The sequence below is a fragment of the Olsenella uli genome, assembly GCF_016899935.1.
Lineage (GTDB): Bacteria > Actinomycetota > Coriobacteriia > Coriobacteriales > Atopobiaceae > Thermophilibacter > Thermophilibacter uli_B.
Window position 1 is genome coordinate 19084 of sequence record NZ_JACJJK010000002.1, and the last position, 18006, is coordinate 37089.

Genomic DNA, 18006 nt, shown 5'->3' on the forward strand with positions numbered 1-18006 from the left:
TGGCGTCTCATTTGTTGGAAGTCGCGTATTGGCGAGAAGCGAGCGCCACGCCCCAACCTTACGAAAGTGAAAGCCCACAGTAAGCCGCATCGATGGCCCCGCGACGGCACCCCTGCGAGGATTGAGCCAGCAACCACGAAGGAGGTCACCATGAAGAAGCTCATCTTCATCGCGTTCGTCGTCATCGCCGGGCTCGCCGTCATTCTCGACGACGGAAAGCCGCGCCCGCGGATGTACCGCCACCGCTAGGCCGCGTCGCCCCGCTCCCCGTCGCGCTCCGCCGCGCGCTCGGCTCGCCCCAGCCGCCGCAGCAGGCTCCCGTAGAGCGCGGCGAGCACCTGCTGGAAGAGGGTCCCGATGACCACGGGGAACATCACCTCGCCGGGGAAGTACTCCCCCGCGATCACGGCGCCGGCCGAGATGTTGCGCATCCCCACGAGGTAGGTCATCGAGACCGCCTGGTCGTGCGGGCGGCGCAGCAGGCGCGCGACGAGCAGCCCCAGTGCGTAGCCGCACGTCGCGAACACGGCGATGAACGCCGCCACCGCCACGAGCGTGGGCGTGAGGTGGCGCACGTAGGGCGCCACGCCGGTGGCGTTGGTCAGGATCACCAGCACGAGCGCGATCTTGGCCGCTGGCGCGATCACCGGGGAGAGCTCGCGCGCCGCGCGCCCGTGAGAGACGTCGTTGGCCAGCGTGCCCGCGAGCGCCGGCAGCGCGATCGAGACCACCATCTCCCCCATCATCCGCGCGGCGTCCACCTCCACCGTCTGGCCCAGGAGCAGGTGCAGCGTGAGCGGAATCGTGAACGGCGCCGCCACCGTGGAGACGAGGATCGTGGCGAGCGAGAGCGCCGGGTCGCCGCCGAGCATGTTGGTCCACATGGCCGCGACCACCGCCACCGGCACGCTGTACTCGAGCACGACCCCGCAGACGAGGTTGGGGTCCGCGCCGAAGAGCGCCGTCGCCAGCGCGCACGCGGCGCACGGCATGGCGACCGTGGCCAGCGCCAGCGAGACCACCATGGGCACCGGGTGGCGCACCGTCCGCGCGAGGTTGGCAAAGGTGTTGGAGAGCGCGCTCTGGAACGTCATGAAAGCAAAGAGCGGCGTGACCAGCGGGTGCATGACCCCGATCTGCGGGAACAGCACGCCCAGCACCACGCACGCGGGCGAGACGAACGCCATGTGGCTCCCGATGAAGCCGCCGAGCCGCTTCCACGCATCCATGCCAGCAGGAACCTCCCCTTCGCACGTCCCCGCACATGGTAGTTCCCGCTGCGGCACGCGGCGCGGCGCCGTAACGCGGCCGCAAACACCCGTGCGGCCGACACGCACTTGTAACGAAGCCACGTTTTTCTCGCCCGGCCCTTGCCTTTAATTCCCCACTCATTACTATGAATTAGGCGAAAAAGGCGCGGGCCCCGCGGTCCGCGAGAAGAAAGGCGGACCCATGTCCACTCAGCTGCTCAACGTGAGCTCCCTCTCGGCGGGGACCGAGGACAAGCCCATCCTGCACGGCGTCGACCTCGCCGTGGGCGCGGGCGAGTGCCACGTCCTCATGGGACCCAACGGCGCCGGCAAGTCCACGCTCGGCCACGTCATCATGGGCGACCCGGCCTACCGCGTGACCGGCGGCTCCATCACCTTCGACGGCGCGGACGTGACCGAGCTCTCCGCCGACAAGCGCTCGCTCGCCGGCATCTTCCTCTCCTACCAGGCGCCCGTCGAGGTGCCCGGCGTGCCCCTCTACAGCTTCCTGCGCTCGATCTGCCAGATGCGCCCTGAGCTCAAGACCACCGCGCGCAAGTTCCGCCAGCGCGTAGGGGAGATCGCCGACCAGCTGGAGCTCGACCAGGGCTTTCTCATGCGCGAGCTCAATGTGGGCTTCTCCGGCGGCGAGAAGAAGAAGATCGAGATGCTGCAGCTGCTGCTGCTCCAGCCCAAGCTCGCCATCCTCGACGAGACGGACTCCGGCCTTGACGTGGACGCGCTGGGCATCGTGAGCCGCGGCATCCAGGCCTACCGCGAGCAGGTGGGCGGCGCGCTGATTGTGATCACGCACAACACGCGCATCCTCGAGCGCCTTGAGGTGGACCGCACGCACGTCATGGTCCACGGCCGCATGGTGGCCGAGGGCCCGGCCGAGCTCATCGCGGACATCGACAAGAACGGCTTCGAGCGCTTCACGGGCGCGGCGGCCGGCCAGGACGCCGAGAGCTGCGCCGAGTGCCCGGGCTGCCCCAAGGCGGGTGACGCCCAGTGAGCGACCAGCGCCGCCGCACCGAGGTCGCCGACGTCGATCGCTCCCTCTACGACTTCACCAAGTCCGAGGAGGGCTACGAGCGCTACGACGACGGCCTGACGCCGGAGATCGTCCGCGCGATCTCCGCCAAGAAGGACGAGCCGGAGTGGATGCTCGAGATGCGCCTTTCCGCGCTCGAGGAGTACCACCGCCGCCCGATGGCCCCCAACTGGGGCCCGAGCATCGCCGGCCTTGACCTAGACCACATCTCCACGTACGTCTCGCCCAAGACCAAGCAGGCCAAGAGCTGGGACGACGTGCCCGCCGACATCAAGGACACCTTCGAGCGCCTGGGCATCCCGGAGGCGGAGCGCGAAAGCCTCGCCGGCGTGGGCGCCCAGTACGACTCGGAGATCGTCTACCACAACATGCGCGAGGACGTGGCCAAGCAGGGCGTGGTCTACACCACGATCGAGGACGCCCTCCACGACCCGCAGTGGGAGCCCGTGGTGCACCAGTACTTCGGCACGCTGATCCCGCCCACCGACCACAAGTTCGCGGCGCTGCACTACGCCGTGTGGAGCGGCGGCTCCTTCGTCTACGTACCCGCCGGCGTGACGCTGCCCTACCCGCTGCAGAGCTACTTCCGCCTCAACGCAGCGGGCGCGGGACAGTTCGAGCACACGCTCATCATCGTAGAGCCGGGCGCTGACCTGCACTTCATCGAGGGCTGCTCGGCGCCCAAGTACTACGAGGCCAACCTCCACGCCGGCGCGGTGGAGCTCTTCGTGAAGGACGGCGCGCGCCTGCGCTACTCCACGATCGAGAACTGGTCCAAGAACATGTACAACCTCAACACCAAGCGCGCCACGATCGGCGCCGACGCCAAGATGGAGTGGGTCTCCGGCAGCTTTGGCAGCCACGTGAGCTACCTCTACCCCACCACCGTCATGGCGGGCGACCGCTCCAGCTGCGAGTTCACCGGCATCACCTTCGCCGGCGCCACGCAGGACCTGGACACCGGCTGCAAGGTCATCATGAACGGCGCGGACACCACGGCGTCCGTGAGCACGAAGTCGATCTCCAAGGACGGCGGCGTGAACACGTTCCGCAGCTCCGTGGTGATCGGCCGGCGGGCAGACCGCGCGCGCTGCAGCGTGAGCTGCCAGAGCCTCATGCTCGACGACATCTCCCGCTCCGACACCATCCCCGCGATGGACGTCCGCAACGCCACCGCGCAGGTGGGCCACGAGGCCACGATCGGCCGCATCTCGGACGACACGGTGCTCTACCTCATGAGCCGCGGCTGCTCCGAGGCCGAGGCGCGCACGCTCGTGGTCAACGGCTTTGCCAACCCCGTCTCCAAGGAGCTCCCGATGGAGTACGCCGTGGAGATGAACAACCTCATCAAGCTCGAGATGGAAGGGGCCATAGGATGACGGCCGAGAAGAACGGCGCACTCGTGGCCGAGGCCACCGGCGCCGCGCCCGAGCTCACCCTCGAGCGCGTCAACGTGGCCCCCGCGCAGACGTGGAACCGCCTGCGCACGAACGACATCACGCTCACGGTGCCCGCGCCCGGCCGCGCCGGCGACGTGTACTTCTCGCTGCCGCGCCTCTTCGAGGGCGTGGAGTGCGGGATGGGCCGCGCCGTGACCGACTGGGTGGAGTCCCAGGCGAAGGGCGCCCGCTACGTGGAGGTCCCGCGCGGCGAGAAGCGCGAGGAGCCGATCGTGGTTTCCGTGGGCGCGGGCGAGGTCGCCGACACGGGCGTCATGGTCCGCGCCGGGGCCGAGGTCACCATCGTCGTGGTGGCGGGCGCGGGCGAGAAGGACGACGCGGCGGGCACGTCCGCGTCGCTCCTGCGCGTGATCGCCGAGCGCGGCGCGCGCGTCCACCTGCACGAGTACGTGAGCGCGGGCGCCGCCCAGCAGCACCTCGAGAGCGTGGGCATCACTGCCGCGCGCGACGCCCGCGTGGACGTGCGCCAGTACCTGCTCGGCGGCGGGACCGTCGCGCTGGGACTGGCCTGTGACCTCGCCGGCGACCGCGCACGGATCGACCTCGGCTGCCGCTATCACGCGGCCGGCACGGAGGTCCTGGACGTGAACGAGGTCGTGCGCCAGCGCGGGCGCGACACGCGCTCCGAGCTCGCCTACAACGGCGTGCTCGAGGACGCGGCCAAGAAGTCCCTGCGCACCACGATCGACCTCGTCCACGGCGCCAAGGGCGCACAGGGCAACGAGGCCGAGACCGTGCTCGTGCTGGGCGACGACGTGGTCAACAAGACGCTGCCCACGATCCTCTGCGACGAGGACGACGTCGCCGGCAACCACGGCGCCACGATCGGCTCGGTGAGCCCCGAGCAGCTCGCGTTTCTCGCCAGCCGGGGCCTCTCCCGCGCGGACGCCGAGCGGCTCTTCGTGCAGGCCGTCTACGAGGACGCCCTCCTCCACGCCCCCTGCCCCGAAGCCCGTCTGTTAATTGGGGACAGTCCCCAATTAACAGAAACTTTTGATGAGGATGGGGAGGCGTGATGGACATCCGGGAGAACCCCTATCGCGCGGACTTCCCGCTCCTGGCGGCGCACCCCGAGATCGCGTTTCTCGACAGCGCGGCCACCGCGCAGCGCCCCGCCTGCGTGCTGGACGCCCAGCGTCGCTTCTACGAGACCATGAACGCCAACCCGCTGCGCGGGCTCTACAGCCTCTCCGTGGCGGCCACCGAGGCGATCGCCGCTGTGCGCGCGCAGGTGGCGGCGCTCATCGGCGCGCCCGACGCGCGGGACGTGGTCTTCACGCGCAACACGAGCGAATCGCTCAATCTCGTGGCCAAGTCGTACGCCCCGCTCGTCCTGGGCCCCGGCGACGAGGTGGCCATCACGATCATGGAGCACCACTCCAACCTCATCCCGTGGCAGGAGGCCTGTCGCGCGGCCGGGGCGCGCCTCGTCTACCTCTACCCGCAGAAGGACGGCACGCTCACGGACGCGGAGATCGCCGAGAAGATCGGGCCGCGCACGCGCATCGTGGCGGCCGCGCACGTCTCCAACGTCATGGGCTGCGAGCTGCCCGTTCGCAGGCTCGCGGACGCCGCGCACGCCGTGGGCGCCGTGATGGTCGTGGACGCCGCGCAGTCCGTCCCGCACCTGCGCGTGAACGTGGACGAGCTGGGCGCGGACTTCCTGGCCTTCTCCGGCCACAAGGCGCTCGGCCCGATGGGCGTGGGCGTGCTCTGGGGCCGCCATGACCTTCTCGACCAGATGCCGCCGATGCTCACCGGCGGCGAGATGATCGACTCCGTGCGCGAGCAGGACGCCACGTGGGCGCCCGTGCCCGAGAAGTTCGAGGCCGGCACGCAGGACGCCGCCGGCATCTATGCCACTGGCGCCGCCCTTGCCTACCTCACGGAAACCGTGGGCCTTGATGCCGTGGCCGAGCGCGAGGCGGCGCTCGTGGCCTACGCGTTCGAGCGCCTGGGCGAGCTGGGCTTCGTCGATCTTATCGGCAGCCCTGACCCAGCGCGCCACCACGGTGTCATCAGCTTCAACGTGCGCGGCGTTCACCCGCACGACGTGGCGAGCATCCTCGACGCCTCCGGCGTGTGCATCCGCGCCGGCCACCACTGCGCGCAGCCGCTGCTCGCGTGGCTCGGCGTGGAGAACCTCGCCTGCTGCCGCGCGAGCCTCGCGTTCTACAACGACGCCGCCGACGTGGACCACCTCGTCGACGGCCTTAGCCAGGTCTGGGGGATCTTCCATGGCAGCAACTGACCTCTACAACGCGGCCTTCATGGACCACGTCTCGCACCCCGACTACAAGTACCAGCTGGAGGACGCCGACTGCAGCCACGAGGGCGTGAACCCCTCCTGCGGCGACGAGCTCACGTTCTCGGTGAAGTTCGCTGATGACGGCACCATCGAGGAGGCGGCGTTCACCGGTCACGGCTGTGCCATCTCCCAGGCGAGCGCGGACATCATGAGCGACCTCATGATCGACAAGACGCCCGAGGAGGCGCGCGAGCTCTGTGGACTGTTCATGCGCATGGTTCGCGGCGAGGAGACCGACGAGGCCGCGCTCGAGGCGCTGGAGGACGGCGTGCTTTTGCGCGACATCGCGCACATGCCGGCGCGCGTGAAGTGCGCCGAACTTGCCTGGCGCACCCTCGACGAGATGCTCGAGGCCCGCGCGTGATGTGGAAAAGGGACTGTCCCTTTTCCACATGGAGGTGATGAGATGGCGGGGATGTTCTCGACCAAGGGGATGTACGCGCTGCGGGCGATGGCCGACCTCGCCGCGCACGACGGCTGGGTGTCGCTCGGCGACGTCGCGCGCCGCCAGCACATCTCGCGCAAGTACCTCGAGCAGGTCATCTCCCTCATGCACAAGGCCGGCTACGTGGAGAGCCAGCGCGGCAAGGGCGGCGGCTACAAGCTCACGCGCGCCCCGGAGGACTACACGCTTGGCGAGCTGCTGCGCGCCGCCGAGGGCTCGCTCGCGCCGGTGAGCTGCCTCGACTGCACCAACGAGGAGATCTGCCCGCAGGTCGGCACCTGTCCCACCGTGGGCGTCTGGCGCGACCTCGGCCGCGTGACGGCGAGCTACCTGGACTCCAAGACGCTCGCCGACCTCGTGCGCGACCCGGGCTCCGGCGACGACGCCCCCTGCACCGCCAAGCCGATGTAGCGCGACGCGGTCTCGGCCGCACGTTCTTCTCGCCCGCCGCCTTGACTCAAGTGGAGCAGACAGACGTTTTCCGCCCCCTTTGGCGAGAAAAACGTCCGTATGCTCCACTTGAGCGAGACAAAGCCGTCCATACAAAAACGCCCGGCCCCGCGCGCTGCGGGACCGGGCGCCTTCATGCGGCGATGCGCCGGACGTGAGCCTACGCCCAGCCCTTGCCCTCGGAGCCGAACTCGACGATGAGCTCCTTGGTGCGCTCGACGATGGCGTCGCGGCCGGGCTTGAGGAGCTTGCGCGGGTCGTAGCCCTTGCCCTGCTGGTCCTTGCCGGCCTCGATGTACTTGCGGGTGGCCTCGGCGAAGACGACCTGGAGGTCGGTGTTGACGTTGATCTTGGAGATGCCGAGGGAGATGGCCTTCTGGATCTGGTCCACGGGGATACCGGTGCCGCCGTGCAGGACGAGCGGCAGGTCGCCGGTCAGGGCCTTGATCTCACCGAGGCGCTCGAAGGAGAGGCCGGCCCAGTTCTCGGGATAGATGCCGTGGATGTTGCCGATGCCGCAGGCCAGGAAGTCGACGCCCAGGTCAGCGATGGCCTTGCACTGCTGCGGGTCGGCCAGCTCGCCGTTGGAGGCGACGCCGTCCTCGACGCCGCCGATGCCGCCGACCTCGGCCTCGACGGAGATGCCCTTGGCGTGGGCGGCCTTCACGACCTCCTCGGTGCGCTTGAGGTTGAGGTCGAAGGTCTCCTCGTGGGAGCCGTCGTACATGACGGAGGTGAAGCCGGCCTCGATGCACTTGAAGACGTCCTCGTAGGTGCCGTGGTCGAGGTGCAGCGCCACGGGCACGGTGATGTTCTTGTCCTCGACGAGCTGCTTCACGATGTCGGCGACGACCTTGTAGCTGATCTGCCACTTGGCGGCGCCGGAGGTGCACTGGATGATGACCGGGGACTGCAGCTCCTCGGCGGCGTCGAGAATCGAGGACGCCCACTCGAGGTTGTTGGTGTTGAACGCGCCGACGGCGTAGCGGCCCTTCTCGGCGGCCTGGAGCATGGCAGTGGCGTTGACGAGCATGTTGACCTCCATACGTTGTTGAAAAACACGTTGGGCAGAACCGGCTCTATTCTACCCCAGACCAGCTGGTATGGGGCCCGCAGGAGCGGCTTTTTCCGCCGGCTTGTAAGGTCTTCGTGGCGTTTGGCGCGCCGCCGCACGTCAGAGGCCGCAACGGGTACGGTTGAGGTGTGAAATCGTTCACGGAAGGAGCCTCATGGCCGAGAAGAACGAGCGGTCCGGCGGCATCCTCGGGGACTTCTCCGTCTCCCAGCTGCTCGCGACGGCGCTCGCCGCCGCGACGTCGTTTGCCCTCTCCACGCAGATCGGCATCGCCGGGTCGATCATCGGCGCCGTCGTCGGCGCGGTGGCCTCCGCCGTGGCCACGCAGGTCTACCGCAACATCCTCACCTCGTCCGCCGAGAAGCTCCGCGCGCTCGGGACCGACGGCCCGGAGGACGCGAGCGAGACGCGCCCGCGGCCGGCGCGCTCGGTCTCCGGCCGGGCGCAGGTCGAGGAGGTCGCGCCCACGGGCACGCCAGTCGCCCCGCCCGAGGTGCGCGACGCCGCCCACGAGCGCGAGCGCACGCGCACCCGCCGCCGCGTGGCGCTCATCGCCGCCGCTGCGGGCGTCGTGGCCGTGCTCGCCTTCGCGCTCGTGGTGAGCTTGGCCACGCAGGGCTCCGGCATCGGGACCAAGCCGCAGGCGAGCGCGCCGGTCGTCGAGGAGGGTGCGCAGCAGCCCAGCGAGCCCCCAGCCCCAGAGGCCACGCCCGAGGACGACACCGCAGACGAGACGGATAGCGGCGAGCCCGCCGAGGACGACGCGGCGCCCGCGCCGTCCGCGCCCACGGACGACGGCGCCACCTCGTCCCCGACCGACGACGCCCCGGACACGCAGGACGGCACCACCACGCCGGACACCGGCGACTCAACCGACGGGAGCCAGCCCACAGACGGCGGGAGCGCCGCTCCGTCCGACCCGACCTCCGGCACCGCGCCCACGAGCTGACCCGACCACCGGTCCTTCTCGCCCGTCCTTCTCGCCCGCCGCCCGAGTGGGTAGAATCATCTGCGGCACAACGATCGAGAAGGGAGCCACATGGAGCGTCCGAACGCCTGGAAGGACTACACCCCCGAGCAGCTCGACGAGCTGCACTACCTCTGCGAGGGCTACAAGGCCTTCATCTCCGACAACAAGACCGAGCGCGAGTGCTGCGCCGCGTCCGTGACCATGGCCGAGGAGGCCGGCTACGTGAGCCTGGCGAGCCGTCTGGAGGCCGGCGACGAGCTCAAGCCCGGCGACAAGGTCTACGCCGTCAACCGCGGTAAGAGCCTCATGCTGCTGCACCTGGGCACCGAGCCGCTGGAGCGCGGCGTCAACATCCTGGGCGCCCACATCGACTCGCCGCGCCTGGACGTCAAGCAGGACCCCGTCGAGGAGAGAAACGAGCTCGTCACGCTGGACACGCACTACTACGGCGGCGTCAAGAAGTACCAGTGGGTCACCATGCCGCTCGCCATCCACGGCGTCGTGGCCAAGAAGGACGGCAGCGTCGTGAACGTGGTGATCGGCGAGGACGAGGCCGACCCGGTCTTCTGCATCACGGACCTCCTCCCCCACCTGGGCAGCCAGCAGATGGGCAAGAAGGCCTCCGAGGTCATCGAGGGCGAGATGCTGGACGTCCTGGTGGGCAACCGCCCGGTCGTGATCGACGAGAAGGACGGCGAGAAGGACGAGGACGCCGAGAAGTCCCCGGTCAAGGCCGGCGTGCTGGACATCCTGCGCGAGCAGCTCGGCATCGAGGAGGAGGACCTGCTCTCCGCCGAGCTCGAGGTCGTGCCCGCCGGAGCCGCCCGCGACCTGGGCCTGGACCGCTCGATGATCCTCGGCTACGGCCAGGACGACCGCTCCTGCGCCTACACGAGCCTCGTGGCGCAGCTCGACGCCGAGGCGCCCGCGCGCACGGCCGTCTGCCTGCTCGTGGACAAGGAGGAGATCGGCTCGGTGGGCGCGACCGGCATGACCAGCCACTTCTTCGAGGACACGATGGCCGAGGTGCTCGAGCTCGCCGGCCAGGGCGGCCCGCTCGCGCTGCGCCGCTGCCTCGCCGCCTCCAACATGCTCTCGAGCGACGTCTCGGCCGGCTTTGACCCCACGTTCGCCAGCGTCTTTGAGCCCAAGAACAGCTGCTACCTGGGTCACGGCCTCACGTTCAACAAGTACACGGGCAGCCGAGGCAAGTCCGGTTCCAACGACGCGGACGCCGAGTACGTGGCCACCATCCGCCGCGTGATGGACGAGGGCGGCGTGCACTTCCAGACCGCCGAGCTCGGCAAGGTTGACGCGGGCGGCGGCGGCACGATCGCCTACATCCTGGCCACCTACGGCATGAACGTGATCGACTGCGGCGTGCCCGTGCTCTCCATGCACGCGCCGTGGGAGGCCACGAGCAAGGCCGACGTCTACGAGGCGTATCGCGGCTACCGGGAGTTCCTGAAGCTCGCGTAGGGCATTCGGCTGCTGCAACGACGGCCGCCCCGGCTTTGGCTGGGGGCGGCCGTTTTTCTCGCTCAATAGCATACACTGGGTAACGCAAAAACCGTAAACGCCGAGAAGAACTTTCAGGTTTCCACGCCCAGTGTATGCTATTCGCAAAACACCCGACGGCAATCAGCCGAGAAGGGCCATCACGGCGCGCTTGGCGGCGAGGTACTGGTCGGTGAGCTCGAAGCTCTCGGACGCCACACGCTCAACGGGCACGATGCCGGCCACGTGGCTCGGCTCGCCGGCCGCCGGCGCGCCCGCAAGGACGTAGATACGGCTCGCCATGGAGACGGCCTCGTCCACATCGTGCGTGATCACGAGCGCGGAGAGCCCCAGCTCCGCGGCCACGTCCACGAACCAGCGGCGCACGTCCGTGCGCGTGAGCGCGTCGAGCGCGGAGAAGGGCTCGTCGAGCAGCGTCACGTCCGCGCCCATGAGGTAGGTCCGCAGGAACGCCGCGCGCTGCCGCATGCCGCCGGAGAGCTCGCTCGGCCACTTGAGCTCGCAGCCCGCGAGACCAAAGCGCTCGAAGAGCGGCGCCGCCTTCGCGCGCGCCTCATCGCGCGACATGCCCGCGAGCACGAGCGGCAGGCACACGTTGTCGATGATGCGACGGCTCGGCAGCAGCAGGTCCTTCTGCAGCATGTAGCTCACGCGCCCCGGGCGCCCGGTCACGTCCTCCCCGTGCAGGAGGACGCGACCGGAAAGGGGCGTCGTGAGGCCGGCGAGCGCGTGCAGGATCGTGGTCTTGCCGCAGCCGGAGCGGCCGACGAGGCAGCACACCTCGCCGGGCGCCACGTCAACGGTGACGTCCTCCACGACGACGTGCTCCCCGTCCCAGGAGAGCGTGAGCCCCTCGGCGGAGAGGGCCGGGGTCTGCGCGTTCTTCTCGCCAGCTGTGGTCATGCGCTACTCCAGGAAGGAGAGGTCGTAGCCGGCGTTGACATCGAGCTTGTTGGCCACCAGGTCGTTGTCGTTCAGCCACTGGTAGAAGGCCGCCCAGCGGTCGGGGTCGATGACGCCCCAGCTCTCGGCGTCGGCCACGTACTGGTCGGCGAGGTAGGTCTGGCTCTGGTGGACGAGGTCGGCGTCGAGCTCGGGCACCTGCGCGCAGAGGATGTCGGCTGCGGCGTCGGGGTTCTCCACGGCGTACTCGTAGCCCTTCTTGACCGCGCGCAAAAACGCCTTCACGGCCTCGGGGTTGTCCTTGGCAAAGTCATCGTTGGCGGCGATGACCGGCGTGTAGTAGTCAAAGACCGGGTCGATCGAGATGAAGCTGAAGTAGTTGTACGGGAAGTCCTGCACCACAGCGTTCTGGACGGCCCAGGCCTCGTAGACCCACACGGTGTCGAACATGTTGGCACGCAGGCCGCTGACCTCGTCGTCCACCTCGTAGGGCACGAGCTCGACCTTGGACCAGTCGCCGCCGTCGGCCTCCACGCAGTGCTCGACCGTGGCCTGCTCGACGGGCATGTTCCAGGTGGCGTAGGTGTGGCCCTCCATGGCAGCCGGGTGCGTGATGCCGTCCTCCTCGCGGCTCATGATGCCGGAGGTGTTGTGCTGGATGACGGCGGCCACGGCCGAGTAGGGCATCGGCTGGTCGGAGGCCAGGTTGTTGGCGATGTAGTCCTGGTAGGAGACGCCCATCTGCGCGCCGCCGGCGCCGATGAGGGCGTCCGCACCGTCCGCGGGCGGCTGGACGATCTCCACCTCGAGCCCCTCGTCGGCGAAGTAGCCCTGGTCGAGGGCCACGTAGATGCCCGTGTGGTTGGTGTTGGGGGTGTAGTCCAGGACAAAGGAGATCTTGGTCGTGTCGCCCGCGCCGCCCTCGGAGCCGCCGGTGGCGGACTGGTCGGACGTGCCGCCGCACGCGGCGAGCGCGGTCGTGGCCGCAGCGCCGCCGGCAACCGCGAGGAACTGGCGACGGTTGAGGTTCGTGAGGTTCTTATCGGTCATTGTTGTTCCCTTCCGCCCTCTTCCAGGGCATGAACGCGCGCTGGGCGAGCTCGACGAGCTTCATGAGGCCCAGCGACAGGGCCGTGATGACGATGATCGACGCAAAGAGCCGATCGTAGGAGAAGGACTTGCGCACGCGCGTCATGTAGACGCCGAGGCCCGCGTTGCCGCCGAGCCACTCGGCAATGACCGCGCCGACGATGGCGTAGGTCGCCGAGATGCGCAGACCCGAGAAGAACTGCTCGGCTGCGGCGGGCAGCTTGGCGTACCAGAAGATCTGCCGGCGCGACGCGTTCATCGTGCGCATGAGGTCGATGACGTCGGGGTCCACCGAGCGGAAGCCCGAGACCAGCGAGACCGTGATCGGGAAGAACGTGGAGAGGATCACCAGCACGATCTTGGGCAGCGCCCCGTAGCCGAGCCACAGCACCAGAAGCGGCGCGATGGCCACGGTGGGGATGGTCTGCGAGACGGTCATGAGCGGCTCGAAGGCCAGGTAGAACGTCTCGAAGCGGTCCATCAGCACCGCAAAGACAAAGCCCAGGGCCACGCCTGCGGCAAGGCCGGCGGCGGCCTCCGCGAGCGTCACGACGCAGTGCCCGGCGATGAGCTGGGCGTCCTCCACGAGGGCCGCGACCACCTGCACCGGCGTGGGCAGCAGGAAGTTGGGCACGAGGCCCACGTCCACGGCCAGCTCCCAGACCACGAGCAGCGCCGCGAGCGCGACCAGCGGCACGGCGACGCGGCGGGCCTTGCTCGGCGCGGACACGCTACGCCGCCTCGACGCTCTTCTCGGCGAACTCGGGGTCGCCGGGGTGATACTTGCCGATCTTGCGGTCCGTGGACATGACGTCGCCCTCGGGCCGGAAGTTGATCTTGGCGTAGGTCATCATGTGACTGCAGCCCGCCTTGGCGCCCACGAGCTGGCAGTTCTTGAGAATCTCCATGCAGGTCTCGTAGTCGCCCTCGATCGCCGTCTCGAACGGGCCGACGAAGTAGTCGACCCCCGTGGAGTCGATGTAGGCGATGACCGCATCCACCGCGTCGCACGTGGCGTCGTCGGTGGTGGCGTCCATGGGCAGGAACTGGATCGCGACCGAGCAGTTCACGCGCCCTCCCTTCCGGGTGCCCTGGGCACCCCGTCTGTCGTAGGCGCCCTGCGCTGCGCGCGAAGCTCGTCCCTACGCCGGCATTACCCGGATCAGGTTCCTGGGTCAGGGCCGCGTTGCTGGGCCCTATCTCAGCCGGCGTGCGCCAGCCCCCCGCTGTCGGTGACAGTGTAGCACGCGCGTGCCGGCCCCCGTGGACTTGTCTGGGCAAACACTTCGAACGAGTTCCGGGGCACGGACTTATCTGGGTCGCGATGACCTGCCCGTTTGTCGCGGGGCGGTCGTATCTGGGTCGAAGTGATTCCAGAAGTTTGCCCAGATAGCCAAGGGGGATTCGGGTAGGCTGGGAGAGCGTGGAAGCGACGAGAAAGACGCGGGACGAGAAGAACGGAGGGGTCGTGACCGGGAGGACGCACCTGGCGGTCGGCGTGGCGGCGGCGCTCGTGGCCGCAGGGCCGACGGCGGGGCTCACGGGCCTGGCCGTCGCCGCAGCAGGCGGGGCGGTGGGCGCCGTCCTGCCCGACCTCGACGTCCGCGACACCGCGCACCCCTGGCGCGAGCGTCTTGCCCGCGTCGGCGCCGCCGTGCTGCTCGTCTGCGCGCTGGCGCTCGACGCCGCACGCGGCGGCGTGCTCATGCGGGCGGCAACGGAGCGCGGTCTCGGGCCGGTCCTGCTCGGGGCTGTCGCTCTTCTCGCCCTCGCGTGCGCGGCGTGGCTCTCCGCGCACCGCTCCTTCGCGCACTCGCTGCTCGCGCTCGCGGGCTTCACCGTGGCGACGCACCTCGTCTGCCCGCCGCTCGCGCCCTCCGTGGCGCTCGGCTTTGCCACGCACCTCGCGCTCGACGCGCTCAACCACCGCGGTCTGCGTCTCCTCTGGCCGCTGCGCCACGGCTTCGCCGCCGACCTGTGCAAGACCGGCGGCGTCGCGGACGCGTGCCTACTCGTCGCGGCGCTCGCCGCCATCGCTCTCGAATGCTGGGGCGCGCTCGCCTAGCTCCGCCCACCGCAACAGCGGTCCCACCGCATCCGGAACCCGCCTTATCTGGGCACATAATTTGAACCACTCCTCTTGAGCCCCTTATCTGGGCTTCGCTGAGCTGGCGTTATCTTGAACGATTTGCTTATCTGGGCAGTTTTGGTTGAAGAAGTTTGCCCAGATAAGAGCGAGGGCGGCGGACGGGGCGCAGCGGCAACCGCAGAGGGTGTAAATTGGGGACTGTCCCCAATTCACAGACAAGGGAGTGGGACATGAAGATCTTTGCCTACGCGCTGCGCCCCTATGACGAGCTGGGGTATCTCGACGAGCTCAGCCGCGAGCTCGGCTTTGAGTACGGCTGGACGGCCGACTACCCCACCCTCGACAACGCCCCGCTCGCCGCCGGCGCGGACGGCGTCTCCATCATCACGAACCCCATGACGCCCGAGCTGCTCGCCGCGTACCGCGAGCTCGGCGTGCGCGGGCTCGCCACGCGCTCGATCGGCTACGACCACATCGACCTCGCTGCGGCGCACGAGCTGGGCATTCGCGTGGGACACGCGACCTACCCGCCCGAGGGCGTGGCAAACTACACGATCATGCTGATGCTCATGGCGCTCCGCAAGGTCAAGCTCGTGATGCGCGGCGCGGCGGCGCAGGACTTCTCGCTCGTCGGCAAGATCGGACGCGACCTCTCGAGCTGCACCGTGGGCGTGGTGGGCACGGGCGCGATCGGCGCCTGCGTGGTGCGCCACCTCCAGGGCTTTGGCTGCCGCGTCCTCGCGTGCGACCCCGTGGAGAAGAACGAGCTCGCGGGGCTCGCCACGTACGTGGGCCTGCCCGAGCTGCTCGCCAGCTCGGACGTGGTCACCCTCCACGCGCCGGGCCTGCCCGAGAACCACCACATGATCGGGGCTGCTGAGCTCGCGCAGATGAGGCCCGGCGCCGTGCTCGTGAACGCCGCGCGCGGGAGCCTCGTCGACACGGAGGCGCTCGTGGCGGCCATCGAGTCCGGGCACCTCGGCGGGGCCGCGCTCGACACCATCGAGCACGAGGAGGGTCTCTGCTACCTGGACCGCAGCCGCGACGCCCTGCCCAACCGCGATCGCGCGATCCTCTGCGCCTTCCCCAACGTCATCGTCTCGCCGCACATGGCGTTCTACACCGGCGAGGACGTGGCAGGCATGGTGCGCAGCAACGTTGAGGCGCTCATCGCCTTTTCCGCAGACGGCGAGACCCCCCACGAGGTGCGCTGAAACCCCGACGGCCGCGCGGACCGGGCCCGGTGCCCACGACGCCCGCCCGTCGGCGCGTGGCGGCCGCAGGTCGTGCGAGCAGTCCTAGGCCTCCGCGCGGACGCCGAGCTCGCGGCAGAGGATGCGGGCGGCCTCGCCGGCCGCGATCGCGCAGTTTTGCTGACAGCCGGCCACGCGCTCGGCGCTCCCCCACTCCATGCCGCGCGTGAGCACGCGGCAGCAGGGCGTCCGGTGCCCCGTGCCCACGCAGAAGGCGTCGTGCAGCTCGGCCGCGAGCGGCTTGGCGCGCTCCTTGGTCCCCAGCATGAGGCCGAGAAACGCCACGCCGCCGGCGAGCGCCCCGCAGATGCAGCCCGACCCGCCGACCCCGGCGCCCATGCCGGCTCCCGCCGCCACGACCGAGCGCGGGAAGTCCGGCTCGAAGGCGTCCCAGAGCGCGGCGATCACGGACTCGCCGCAGTTCATGTGGTCCGGCCCCGGGCGGTTGTTGGCCCGCGCGGCCGCCTCCACGGCCCCGATGCTCACGCGATCACGCATGTCCTTCTCCCCCGCAGGTCGCGGCCGGCTACTCCTCGTCGTCCTCGGGCTCGTCCCGGCGCGGCTTGCGCGAGCGCTGCTCGATCTCCTCGGGCGTGAGGACGTCCTCGATGCGCAGGTTGACGCCCGCCACCTCGAGGCCCGTCATGCCCGTGACCTGCTTGACCACGGCGCGCTTGACGTCCTCGAAGACCTGCGGGGCGTACGCGCCGTACTCGATCAGCACAGAGATGTTCACGCGCACGGCGCTCTCGGGGGTGACCTCGACGGTCACGCCCGCCGTGGAGTCGCTCGCGCCGAAGGCGTCCTGCACGCGGTTGAACCAGGTGCCCTTCATGCCGACCACGCCCGGGACCTCGCGCATGGCGATCGCGACGATCTTCTCGATGACCCCGTTGGAGAAGGTGAGCGAGTCCTCGGAGTCCACGTCCTCGTCGTCGGTGAGCGCCTCGATGTCGGTGCCTGCGGCGTCGGTCTCGGCGAGCGCCGTCTGGGGCTCGTCCGCGACGGCGAGCGCGCCGTCCTTCTCGGCGTCCTTGGAAAGCGTCTTGTCTTCGGTCTTGCTCATGTCCCACTCCTCGCTGCCGGGGCGCGCGACGCCCGTGGCCAGAACTCGCAGCCGCTAGTTACGTGAAAAGAGCCGACGGACCAGGTCCATGATCTTGGAGTCGCCGTCGAGCGCCTGCCCGATCGCCACGCCCACGGTCACGAGCGCCACGATCACGAGGGCCTTGAACAGGCCGAGCACCAAAAACAGCACCGCAACGACGAACCCGAGGACGCCGCCCCAGAAGGCGTGCTCGTGCCCCGGGAACGTCCGGCGCACCCAGGCGGACAGGCGCGCCGACCCGTCGCGCACGGCCTCCCCGACGGTGTAGGAGCCGTCGTCCGCCGGCGCCTCGGGGGCGTCCGGCGCGGGGCGCCCGCCCTTCTCGTCCAGCTCTATCCTGGGTCGCGGGGTCCTCTCGTCCGCCATGGCTTACGCCTCCCTCTCGGTCTCTCGGGCGGGGCCCATGGAGACGGTGATCTCGCTCGTGGTGTCGTCCGGGGACGCCGCCGCGGGCTCGGGCGCCGCCTCGGCCGTGGCCTCGACGCCCTCCTCATGCGCCGCGAGCGTCACGGACTCGGGCTCCACGAACTCCAGGCTCACGTTCTCGACGGTGTCGCCGCAGACGGCGGCGAGGCCGTCCACCAGCTCCGTGTGCAGCTCGGCGCCCTTGGCCACCACGTCGACCGTCTGGCGCGGCAGCACGCGCACGTGCACGCGGACGTGGCCGCGCGGCTTGGCGTCCACGCGGACGCGCGCGGCGGTGCAGGTGCCGTCCGCCTCCACGATGTGGGAGGCCTGCGCGGCGATGGCGTCGCGGGTGACGGAGATGACGCCGCCGTCCACCGAGGCGACCTCGACCGTGCGCACGCGCCGGCCGGCAAAGAGCGCGCGGACGAGAAGGACGAGCAGGCCCAAACCGCTCACGACCAGGCACGCAAAGACCGCGAGCGCGTAGGGCTCGAGGTAGAGCAGCGACGTGGCCGCATCCGTCCACGGGCCGTACCACGTGAGCGTGAGCGCCCCGAGGGCGAAGAGGTCCGCAAGCACGAAGATGACCGTGCAGAGACGCTTGAGTCCGCGCATGTGAGTCTCCA

20 protein-coding genes are annotated in these 18006 nt (G+C 69.6%); 10 read left to right on the forward strand and 10 right to left on the reverse strand.

Going from position 1 to position 18006, the window contains the following annotated elements:
• Nucleotides 1-245 precede the first annotated feature (245 nt).
• A complete protein-coding gene (locus H6A07_RS01870; RefSeq protein ID WP_204812840.1) occupies nucleotides 246-1229 on the reverse strand; it encodes a bile acid:sodium symporter family protein in 984 nt (327 codons plus the stop codon).
• Nucleotides 1230-1452: 223 nt separating this feature from the next.
• Here H6A07_RS01870 and sufC point away from each other — a divergent pair, with 223 nt between their 5' ends.
• Genes sufC through H6A07_RS01900 form a run of 6 tightly spaced genes read left to right on the forward strand, consistent with a single transcriptional unit; the run spans nucleotide 1453 to nucleotide 6928 of the window.
• Nucleotides 1453-2265, forward strand: a complete 813-nt coding sequence (gene sufC / locus H6A07_RS01875) for a Fe-S cluster assembly ATPase SufC (RefSeq protein WP_204812842.1) — start codon at nucleotides 1453-1455, stop codon at nucleotides 2263-2265.
• Complete coding sequence (gene sufB / locus H6A07_RS01880) at nucleotides 2262-3683, forward strand: Fe-S cluster assembly protein SufB (RefSeq protein WP_204812844.1); 1422 nt, start codon at nucleotides 2262-2264, stop codon at nucleotides 3681-3683. The genes sufC and sufB overlap by 4 nt, the downstream gene beginning before the upstream one ends.
• Complete coding sequence (locus H6A07_RS01885; protein ID WP_204812846.1) at nucleotides 3680-4780, forward strand: SufB/SufD family protein; 1101 nt, start codon at nucleotides 3680-3682, stop codon at nucleotides 4778-4780. The genes sufB and H6A07_RS01885 overlap by 4 nt, the downstream gene beginning before the upstream one ends.
• Entirely contained in the window at nucleotides 4780-6015 is a 1236-nt protein-coding gene (locus H6A07_RS01890; RefSeq protein WP_204812848.1) for an aminotransferase class V-fold PLP-dependent enzyme, read from the forward strand. Before H6A07_RS01885 ends, H6A07_RS01890 begins: the two co-directional genes overlap by 1 nt.
• Nucleotides 6002-6436, forward strand: coding sequence for a Fe-S cluster assembly sulfur transfer protein SufU (sufU, locus tag H6A07_RS01895; RefSeq protein ID WP_204812849.1), 435 nt, complete (start codon nucleotides 6002-6004; stop codon nucleotides 6434-6436). Before H6A07_RS01890 ends, sufU begins: the two co-directional genes overlap by 14 nt.
• A 42-nt stretch (nucleotides 6437-6478) precedes the next feature.
• Entirely contained in the window at nucleotides 6479-6928 is a 450-nt protein-coding gene (locus H6A07_RS01900) for an RrF2 family transcriptional regulator (protein ID WP_204812851.1), read from the forward strand.
• 199 nt (nucleotides 6929-7127) lie between these two features.
• On the opposite strand, the gene fba is transcribed toward H6A07_RS01900, so the two are convergent.
• A complete protein-coding gene (fba, locus tag H6A07_RS01905; protein ID WP_204812853.1) occupies nucleotides 7128-8000 on the reverse strand; it encodes a class II fructose-1,6-bisphosphate aldolase in 873 nt (290 codons plus the stop codon).
• Nucleotides 8001-8196: 196 nt separating this feature from the next.
• Between fba and H6A07_RS01910 the strand changes: the two genes are divergently transcribed.
• The gene (locus tag H6A07_RS01910; RefSeq protein ID WP_204812855.1) at nucleotides 8197-8991 is read left to right on the forward strand and encodes a hypothetical protein; all 795 of its coding nucleotides are present in this window, start codon (nucleotides 8197-8199) and stop codon (nucleotides 8989-8991) included.
• A 90-nt stretch (nucleotides 8992-9081) separates the two neighbouring features.
• Nucleotides 9082-10491 (forward strand): aminopeptidase, encoded by a 1410-nt coding sequence (locus H6A07_RS01915; RefSeq protein WP_204812857.1) that lies wholly within the window; start codon nucleotides 9082-9084, stop codon nucleotides 10489-10491.
• Between the two features lie 162 nt (nucleotides 10492-10653).
• Here the strand turns inward: H6A07_RS01915 and H6A07_RS01920 are convergent, their stop codons facing one another.
• From H6A07_RS01920 to H6A07_RS01935, 4 genes are read right to left on the reverse strand one after another with little or no spacing between them, the layout of a single operon-like run.
• Entirely contained in the window at nucleotides 10654-11433 is a 780-nt protein-coding gene (locus tag H6A07_RS01920) for an ABC transporter ATP-binding protein (protein ID WP_204812864.1), read from the reverse strand.
• A gap of 3 nt (nucleotides 11434-11436) precedes the next feature.
• A complete protein-coding gene (locus H6A07_RS01925; RefSeq protein ID WP_204812866.1) occupies nucleotides 11437-12483 on the reverse strand; it encodes an ABC transporter substrate-binding protein in 1047 nt (348 codons plus the stop codon).
• A complete protein-coding gene (locus H6A07_RS01930; protein ID WP_204812868.1) occupies nucleotides 12473-13252 on the reverse strand; it encodes an ABC transporter permease subunit in 780 nt (259 codons plus the stop codon). The genes H6A07_RS01925 and H6A07_RS01930 overlap by 11 nt, the downstream gene beginning before the upstream one ends.
• 1 nt (nucleotide 13253) lies before the next feature.
• Nucleotides 13254-13592, reverse strand: coding sequence for a thiamine-binding protein (locus H6A07_RS01935; protein ID WP_204812870.1), 339 nt, complete (start codon nucleotides 13590-13592; stop codon nucleotides 13254-13256).
• A 398-nt stretch (nucleotides 13593-13990) separates the two neighbouring features.
• On the opposite strand from H6A07_RS01935, the gene H6A07_RS01940 reads away from it, so the two are divergent.
• The gene (locus H6A07_RS01940) at nucleotides 13991-14587 is read left to right on the forward strand and encodes a metal-dependent hydrolase (RefSeq protein ID WP_204812872.1); all 597 of its coding nucleotides are present in this window, start codon (nucleotides 13991-13993) and stop codon (nucleotides 14585-14587) included.
• A 254-nt stretch (nucleotides 14588-14841) separates the two neighbouring features.
• Nucleotides 14842-15825 carry a D-isomer specific 2-hydroxyacid dehydrogenase family protein gene (locus H6A07_RS01945; RefSeq protein ID WP_204812874.1) on the forward strand — a complete coding sequence of 328 codons (984 nt, stop codon included), beginning with the start codon at nucleotides 14842-14844 and terminating at the stop codon, nucleotides 15823-15825.
• A gap of 84 nt (nucleotides 15826-15909) precedes the next feature.
• Here the strand turns inward: H6A07_RS01945 and H6A07_RS01950 are convergent, their stop codons facing one another.
• From H6A07_RS01950 to amaP, 4 genes are read right to left on the reverse strand one after another with little or no spacing between them, the layout of a single operon-like run.
• Nucleotides 15910-16362 (reverse strand): C-GCAxxG-C-C family (seleno)protein, encoded by a 453-nt coding sequence (locus tag H6A07_RS01950; RefSeq protein ID WP_204812876.1) that lies wholly within the window; start codon nucleotides 16360-16362, stop codon nucleotides 15910-15912.
• 28 nt (nucleotides 16363-16390) lie between these two features.
• Complete coding sequence (locus tag H6A07_RS01955) at nucleotides 16391-16930, reverse strand: Asp23/Gls24 family envelope stress response protein (protein ID WP_204812878.1); 540 nt, start codon at nucleotides 16928-16930, stop codon at nucleotides 16391-16393.
• A 54-nt stretch (nucleotides 16931-16984) separates the two neighbouring features.
• Nucleotides 16985-17338: a DUF2273 domain-containing protein gene (locus H6A07_RS01960; RefSeq protein ID WP_204812880.1), complete on the reverse strand. Its 354-nt coding sequence runs from the start codon at nucleotides 17336-17338 to the stop codon at nucleotides 16985-16987.
• A gap of 3 nt (nucleotides 17339-17341) precedes the next feature.
• Nucleotides 17342-17995: an alkaline shock response membrane anchor protein AmaP gene (amaP, locus tag H6A07_RS01965; protein ID WP_204812881.1), complete on the reverse strand. Its 654-nt coding sequence runs from the start codon at nucleotides 17993-17995 to the stop codon at nucleotides 17342-17344.
• Nucleotides 17996-18006: the final 11 nt, after the last annotated feature.

Excerpts from the sequence above, each read along its gene's own strand:
- H6A07_RS01870 (WP_204812840.1), bottom strand. The coding sequence starts at position 1,229 with ATGGATGCGTGGAAGCGGCTCGGCGGCTTCATCGGGAGCCACATGGCG.
- sufC (WP_204812842.1), top strand. The coding sequence starts at position 1,453 with ATGTCCACTCAGCTGCTCAACGTGAGCTCCCTCTCGGCGGGGACCGAG.
- H6A07_RS01885 (WP_204812846.1), top strand. The coding sequence starts at position 3,680 with ATGACGGCCGAGAAGAACGGCGCACTCGTGGCCGAGGCCACCGGCGCC.
- H6A07_RS01890 (WP_204812848.1), top strand. The coding sequence starts at position 4,780 with ATGGACATCCGGGAGAACCCCTATCGCGCGGACTTCCCGCTCCTGGCG.
- sufU (WP_204812849.1), top strand. The coding sequence starts at position 6,002 with ATGGCAGCAACTGACCTCTACAACGCGGCCTTCATGGACCACGTCTCG.
- H6A07_RS01900 (WP_204812851.1), top strand. The coding sequence starts at position 6,479 with ATGGCGGGGATGTTCTCGACCAAGGGGATGTACGCGCTGCGGGCGATG.
- fba (WP_204812853.1), bottom strand. The coding sequence starts at position 8,000 with ATGCTCGTCAACGCCACTGCCATGCTCCAGGCCGCCGAGAAGGGCCGC.
- H6A07_RS01910 (WP_204812855.1), top strand. The coding sequence starts at position 8,197 with ATGGCCGAGAAGAACGAGCGGTCCGGCGGCATCCTCGGGGACTTCTCC.
- H6A07_RS01915 (WP_204812857.1), top strand. The coding sequence starts at position 9,082 with ATGGAGCGTCCGAACGCCTGGAAGGACTACACCCCCGAGCAGCTCGAC.
- H6A07_RS01920 (WP_204812864.1), bottom strand. The coding sequence starts at position 11,433 with ATGACCACAGCTGGCGAGAAGAACGCGCAGACCCCGGCCCTCTCCGCC.
- H6A07_RS01925 (WP_204812866.1), bottom strand. The coding sequence starts at position 12,483 with ATGACCGATAAGAACCTCACGAACCTCAACCGTCGCCAGTTCCTCGCG.
- H6A07_RS01945 (WP_204812874.1), top strand. The coding sequence starts at position 14,842 with ATGAAGATCTTTGCCTACGCGCTGCGCCCCTATGACGAGCTGGGGTAT.
- H6A07_RS01950 (WP_204812876.1), bottom strand. The coding sequence starts at position 16,362 with ATGCGTGATCGCGTGAGCATCGGGGCCGTGGAGGCGGCCGCGCGGGCC.
- H6A07_RS01955 (WP_204812878.1), bottom strand. The coding sequence starts at position 16,930 with ATGAGCAAGACCGAAGACAAGACGCTTTCCAAGGACGCCGAGAAGGAC.
- H6A07_RS01960 (WP_204812880.1), bottom strand. The coding sequence starts at position 17,338 with ATGGCGGACGAGAGGACCCCGCGACCCAGGATAGAGCTGGACGAGAAG.
- amaP (WP_204812881.1), bottom strand. The coding sequence starts at position 17,995 with ATGCGCGGACTCAAGCGTCTCTGCACGGTCATCTTCGTGCTTGCGGAC.